Below are 6,254 nucleotides of genomic sequence, written 5' to 3' on the forward strand. Positions count from 1 at the left end.
CCCCGAAAGGCCCTCCGATGCCCAGCGATCTCGACCCGGGATCCACCATCTTCTTCACCCTCACCATCGACGGACAGAGCCTCGGCGCGTTCAACGGATGTGAGGGCCTGGCGTCGACGGTGGAGACCGAGCAGTACCAGGAGGGCGGCAACAACGGGTTCATGTGGCAGCTGCCGACCCGGGTCACCTTCTCCACCATCCGGCTGACCCGCCCGCTGACCCCGGAGACCTCGAAGGTCGCCGCCTGGATCTCGTCCGTGACCACCGGCGTCACCCGTCCCACCGCCCAGATCTCGGCGCTGCGCGCGGACGGTTCGGAGGTGGCGCGCTGGGGGCTGATCGACGTCCTGCCGGTGAGCTGGCAGGGCCCCTCCCTGAACCCCGAGAGTCCGGGCGTGGCCACGGAGGTCCTGGAGATCACGCACCACGGCTTCACGGACTGAGCGGGACCGGACCCGCGGCCCGGGCGGAAGCCCCGGACGGACCGCCCCGCCGCAGGACACCACGCACCGCGCGCCGAGCACCGCGCACCACGCACCGAGACCGCGCACCGAGCACTGAGCACCGAGGACGGAGACGAAGGACCATGGCAGCCAAGGGAGGCAAGGGCTCCAAGGGCGGCGCAGGCAAGAGCCTGGTGCGGGCCACGCTGGCCATCCACGAGCCCCCGATCGGCGACAGCACCACCCCGGGCGGTCTGATCAAGACCTTCGACTTCGACTTCAACCCGTCGCAGCTGACCCTCACCCGCCGCGCCCAGTGGAAGAGCACGCCGTCCGCCGCCCTGCGCGACGGCCCGCTGCCCGAGTTCATGGGGTCCGAGGGCCGGAACCTGTCGATGGAGATCTTCCTGGACTCCTCCGGCGACCCCGGTGACAACAGCGTGCTGAAGAAGGTCGAGGCGTTGTTCTCCTGCTGCGAGGTGACCGCCAAGAGCATCGCGGCGGACCAGCCGTCCACCCCGTGGGTGGTGTTCGAGTGGGGGTCGTTCTCCACGGCGCGGTTCACCGCGTACATCGCCAGTGTGGGGGCGAGCTACACGCTGTTCGGGACGACGGGCGTGCCGATCCGGGCGGCCTGCCAGGTGGAGCTGAACGAGATCCCCGGCCAGACCAAGGGCCAGAACCCGACCTCGGGCGCGCTCACCGCGCGGCGCGTGCACCGGGTCGTGGCGGGCGACACCCTGCAGTCGCTGGCCTGGCGGGAGTACGGGGACGCCTCGGCCTGGCGCACGATCGCCGAGGCCAACGACATCGACGACCCGTCCCGGCTGCCCAACGGCACCGAACTGATCCTGCCGGCGGCCGGGGAGGTCGCGTTCTGATGGTCAAGCACTCCTTCTCCAACATCCTCCACGTCACGTTCGACGGCAAGCCCGTGCCGCCCTACTACGCCCAGAAGCTCGTCGGCGGCTGGGTGGACCTGGGCGCCGGGGTGCCGGGAGCCTTCCGCGTCACCTTCCGGGACGAGCACGGGAAGGTGCTCGACAAACTGGGCATCAAGTTCGGCACCGAGGTGGTGTTCTCCTCCGTCGCCCACGGCAAGGGCGCCGGCGACCCGCTGCTGACCGGCGAGGTCACCGGCATGGAGAGCGACTACGACGGCACCGGCACCTTCGCCGTGATCCGCGGCTACGACCGCGGCCACCGCATGATGCGCCGGCGCCGGGTCGCCGCCTACCGCAACCAGACGGCGTCGGACATCGCCCGCACCCTGGCCGGCCAGGACGGCGTCGCCGTCGGCCGGGTCGAGTCCACCAGGACCGTCTACGAGTTCATCAGCCAGGCCAACGTCACCGACTGGGACTTCCTGTCCCGGCTCGCCGACGAGAACGAGATGGTGATGTCCCTCGACGCCAAGGGGAAGTTCCAGTTCGTCAGCCCCGACCCGGCCTCCGGCGCGCCCCCCACCAGCACCCCGGGCGAGAAGAGCACGTTCGTCCTCCAGGCCGGACACGACGTGCTGCGCTGCCGGGCCGCGGTGACCTCCGCCGACCAGTACGGGCGGGTCGAGGCGCGCGGCTGGGACGTCGTCGCGAAGAAGGAGCTGACCGCGACGGCGCCCGCCACCTCCAACCCCGGCATCTCCATCGGCACCACCCCCCAGAAGGCCGCCTCGGCGTTCGGGATCGTCCCCCTCGTGGAGACGGAGAAGCCCTACGACCGGCAGAACGAGGTGAAGTACGCCGCGGACTCCCTCGCCGACGACGTGACCTCGTCCTTCGCCGAGCTGGAGGTCGCCGTGGTCGGCAACCCCAAGCTGCGCCCCGGCGTCCCGGTCGCCCTCACCGACGTCGGCTCCCCCTTCGACGGGAAGTACACGGTGACGTCGGTCCGCCACGTGTTCGGCGACGGCAAGCACTACGAGACCTGGATCACCGTCAGCGGCCGCCAGTGGCGCTCCCTGTTCGGGCTCACCTCGGGCGGCGGGGGCGCCGGCGCGGCCGCGCCCCGGCTGCCCGGTGTCGCCAACGCGCTGGTCACCGACGTCCAGGACCCGCTCAAGCAGGGCAGGGTCAAGCTGAAGTTCCCGTGGCTGGACGACACCTACGTCTCCGACTGGACGCGGACGGTGCAGATGGGCGGCAAGTTCGGCGGCGGCATCTTCCCGCTCGACGTGGGCGACGAGGTGCTGGTGGCGTTCGACCGGGGGGCGCTGGACCACCCGTTCGTCGTCGGCGGGCTCTACAACGGCGTGGACAAGCCGTCCCCCGTGCGGGACGTGCCGCTGCACGACACCGTGAAGCGGCGGGCGGTCCGGCACACCCTGTCCGACCGCGACGCCAACCGCGTCGACCTGCTCAGCCAGACCACCGGCGCCCGCAAGCAGGGCGTCCGCGTGGCCTCCGGCGACGACAAGCTGATCATCAACCTGGACCGGACGAAGACGGAGATCACCGTCGACAGCAAGGGCACCGTCGTCATCAAGGGAAGCCGCTCGGTGTCCGTCGAGGCGGGCACCGACCTGACCCTGAACGGCAGACGGTCCGTGACCGTCGAGAGCGGCGGCCCGCTCACCCTCAAGGGCCGCGGCGCGGTCACCCTCAGCTCGTCCATCGGCGCCGTCAACGTCGACGCCAAGGGCGCCCTCTCCCTGAAGGCCATGGGCGCGGCCAGCCTGTCCGCGATGGGGAGCGTGCAGATCAACGCGGTGGCCAACGTGGGCATCCGGGCGGTCACCGTCCCGGTCATGGGCCTGTTCACCGTCAATGGAAAGCCGGTGATCTGATGGCCGAGCAGTTCGTCGGATCCGGCTGGGCGTTCCCCATGAGGATCGGCCCCACCGGGGGCGTCGCCCTGGTCAGCGGCGAGAAGGAGATCGAGGAGGCCATCCGGCTGGTGCTGGCCACCGCGCCCGGCGAGCGGCCGATGCGCCCGGAGTTCGGCTGCGCCATCCACGACCTGGTGTTCGCCCCCGTCAACGAGGCCACCGCCGGCCGCATCCAGCACGAGGTGTACGCCAGCCTCGACCGCTGGGAGCCGCGCATCGAGGTCGAGGACGTGGAGGTCACCGCCGGACCCGGCGAGGGCGTCCTGCACATCGACGTCCGCTACTCCGTCCGCGGCACCAACAACCCGCGCAGCCTCGTCTTCCCGTTCTACGTCATCCCCTCCCATGACGAGCCCGGCACGGCAGGCACGGCCGGCGCGGGCGCGTCGGGCCCCCTCCCCGAAAGCGACCGCTGATGGCCCTGCCCTCTCCCCACCTGGACGACCGCCGCTTCCAGCAGTTCGTCGACGACGCCAAGCGCTACATCCAGCAGCGCGCCCCGGAGTGGACCGACCACAACGTCTCCGACCCCGGGGTCACGCTGGTGGAGGCGGTCGCCCACATGGCGGACCAGATCGTGTACCGCCTCAACCGGGTGCCCGAGAAGAACCACCTGGCCTTCCTCGACCTCGTCGGCATCACCCTGTTCCCGCCGACGGCCGCCCGGACCGACGTCACGTTCTGGCTGTCCGCCCCGCAGGACGAGCCGGTGGTGCTGCCCGAGGGCACCGAGGTCGCCACCACCCGCACCGAGCGCGACGAGGCCGTGGTCTTCGCCACCGAACGCGAACTCACCGTCGTCCCCTCCTCGCTGCGCCGGCTGGCCGTGCAGAACCAGGGCTCGCCGGTCGCCGACCGCACCGACGACCTGGCCGAGGGCAAGGACGTCCTCTGCTTCACCGAGGCCCCCCGCCCCGGCGACTGCATGCTGTTCGGCCTGAGCACCGCCGTCCCGCACTGCGCCGTCGCCCTGGAACTCGACAGCCGCGTCGACGGCGTCGGCGTCGACCCCCGCCAGCCCCCGCTGGTGTGGGAGGCATGGACCGAGGACGGCTGGACGGAGTGCGAGGTCGACCGCGACGTCACCGGCGGCCTCAACCGGCCCGGCGAGGTCGTCCTGCACGTCCCCGGCGGCCACGTGCTCTCCCGCAACGGCGGGCACGAGGGCGGCTGGCTGCGCTGCCGGGTCACCGAACCCCTCACCGGCCAGCCCTTCTACACCACCTCCCCGTCCGTGCGGGCCGCCGAGGCGTACACCGTCGGCGGCACCACCGGCGCCGTGCACGCCGAGACCGTGCGCGACGAGGTGCTCGGTGAGTCCACCGGCCTGCCCGGCCAGCGGCTGCGCCTCGCCCACGCGCCCGTCGTCGGCGACACCCCGCCCGTCCTGCTGCAGACCGCCGAGCACGAGGGCTGGACCGACTGGGACGTCGTCGCCCACTTCGCCGCCTCCGGCCCGCACGACCGGCACATCACCCTGGACGCCGCCACCGGCGAGATCGCCTTCGGCCCCGCGGTGCGCGAACCCGACGGCACCCTGCGCCAGTACGGCGCCGTCCCCCCGAAGGGCGCCGTCATCCGCGCCCGCCGCTACCGCACCGGCGGGGGCAGGACCGGCAACGTCGCCCGCGGCGCCGTCCGCGTCCTGCGCCGGTCCGTGCCGTACGTCTCCGAGGTCGTCAACCGGGAGGCCGCGCGCGGCGGCGTCGACGGCGAGACCGTGGAGGAGGCCAAGACCCGGGCCCCCATCACCCTGCGCGCCCAGGAACGCGCCGTCACCCTGCGCGACTACGAGGAACTCGCCCGCCGCGCCGCCCCCGACACCGCCCGCATCACCTGCCTGGAGGGCGAGGAGAGCGAGCACGGCGCCTACGCCGTACGGGTCCTGGTCGTCCCGCAGGCCGTCGCGGACCCCGGCGGGCGGCTGCGCTTCGAACAGCTCGTCCCCGGCGACGCGCTGCTCTCCCGCATCACCCGCTACCTCGACGAGCGCCGGCTGATCGGCACCCGGCTCGCCGTCGGCCCGCCGTTCTACCAGGGCGTCACCGTCGTCTCCACGGTGCACGCCTTCCGCGGCGCCGACACCGACCGGGTCCGCCGCCAGGCCCACGACGCCCTCTACCGCCACCTCGACCCGCTCACCGGCGGCGCCGACGGCACCGGCTGGCCCTTCGGGCGGCCCGTGCAGGCCGGGGAGATCTTCGCGGTGCTCCAGCGGGTGCCCGGCGTGGAACTCGTCGACCAGGTCCTGCTGCACCCCGCCGACCCGATCACCGGCAAGCGCGGCGAGGCCACGGACCGGATCGACCTCTCCGCCCCGTCCCTGGTGTTCTCCTTCGACCACCGGGTCCGCGTGATCGGGGAGGGCGCGTGAGGGGCTCCGTCGACGGGCTGGGCTCCTCGGCGCCGATCGGCGCGATGCTGCCCGCGATCTTCGCCGACGACGACCTGGCGCAGCGCTTCGTCGCCGGGCTCGACGAGGTCCTCGCGCCGTTCCTGGTCGTCCTCGACAACCTGGACTCCTACTTCGACCCCGCGCTCGCCCCGGTCGACTTCACCCGCTGGCTGGCCGACTGGGTCGGCGCCGAGACCGACGGCATCGAGACCGGTGCCGACGACGAGCGCTCCGGGAACGCGTCCGCGGGCGTTCCGGCCGGCGGCTCCGAGGGGGAACGCCGGCTGCGTGCCGCCGTCGCCGCCGCCACGTACCTGCACCGGGTCCGGGGCACCCGGCGCGGCCTGTCCGAGGCGGTGCGCCTGGTGTTCGGCGTGACACCGGAGATCACCGAGAGCGGCGCCGCCGACTGGCACGCCCGGCCGCTCGGCCCGGTGCAGGTACGTGGCGGCGGCGACGGCGGCACGCAGCCGGCGTTCCCCCTCGGAGCCGCCGGCCGGAACGCCCGCGGACGCGTTCCCGGAGCGCTCGTCGTCGGCACCGGTCTCGATGCCGTCGGTCTCGGCGCCGACCCAGTCGGCCAGCCAGC

General features: G+C 72.9%; 6 protein-coding genes. All 6 read left to right on the forward strand.

Annotated elements, in window-relative coordinates; all coding sequences use genetic code 11:
* Window positions 1–17: 17 nt before the first annotated feature.
* The gene (locus tag AOK18_RS20120; protein WP_055609866.1) at window positions 18–443 is read left to right on the forward strand and encodes a phage tail protein; all 426 of its coding nucleotides are present in this window, start codon (window positions 18–20) and stop codon (window positions 441–443) included.
* A gap of 143 nt (window positions 444–586) precedes the next feature.
* Entirely contained in the window at window positions 587–1,324 is a 738-nt protein-coding gene (locus AOK18_RS20125) for a CIS tube protein (RefSeq protein ID WP_055574934.1), read from the forward strand.
* Window positions 1,324–3,228 carry a VgrG-related protein gene (locus tag AOK18_RS20130; protein WP_055695268.1) on the forward strand — a complete coding sequence of 635 codons (1,905 nt, stop codon included), beginning with the start codon at window positions 1,324–1,326 and terminating at the stop codon, window positions 3,226–3,228. The genes AOK18_RS20125 and AOK18_RS20130 overlap by 1 nt, the downstream gene beginning before the upstream one ends.
* On the forward strand, window positions 3,228–3,686 hold the full coding sequence (locus AOK18_RS20135) for a GPW/gp25 family protein (RefSeq protein ID WP_055574932.1): 459 nt from the start codon (window positions 3,228–3,230) through the stop codon (window positions 3,684–3,686). Before AOK18_RS20130 ends, AOK18_RS20135 begins: the two co-directional genes overlap by 1 nt.
* Window positions 3,686–5,644 carry a putative baseplate assembly protein gene (locus AOK18_RS20140; protein ID WP_055695269.1) on the forward strand — a complete coding sequence of 653 codons (1,959 nt, stop codon included), beginning with the start codon at window positions 3,686–3,688 and terminating at the stop codon, window positions 5,642–5,644. Before AOK18_RS20135 ends, AOK18_RS20140 begins: the two co-directional genes overlap by 1 nt.
* Window positions 5,641–6,254 (forward strand): phage tail protein (locus tag AOK18_RS20145; protein WP_079105104.1); only part of this gene is annotated, 614 nt, incomplete at its 3' end. The genes AOK18_RS20140 and AOK18_RS20145, both read left to right, overlap by 4 nt.

Source organism: Streptomyces prasinopilosus (genome assembly GCF_001419695.1).
GTDB lineage: Bacteria > Actinomycetota > Actinomycetes > Streptomycetales > Streptomycetaceae > Streptomyces > Streptomyces prasinopilosus.

Coding starts and splice junctions, on each gene's coding strand:
- AOK18_RS20120 (WP_055609866.1), top strand. CDS start 18: ATGCCCAGCGATCTCGACCCGGGATCCACCATCTTCTTCACCCTCACC.
- AOK18_RS20135 (WP_055574932.1), top strand. CDS start 3,228: ATGGCCGAGCAGTTCGTCGGATCCGGCTGGGCGTTCCCCATGAGGATC.
- AOK18_RS20140 (WP_055695269.1), top strand. CDS start 3,686: ATGGCCCTGCCCTCTCCCCACCTGGACGACCGCCGCTTCCAGCAGTTC.
- AOK18_RS20130 (WP_055695268.1), top strand. CDS start 1,324: ATGGTCAAGCACTCCTTCTCCAACATCCTCCACGTCACGTTCGACGGC.
- AOK18_RS20125 (WP_055574934.1), top strand. CDS start 587: ATGGCAGCCAAGGGAGGCAAGGGCTCCAAGGGCGGCGCAGGCAAGAGC.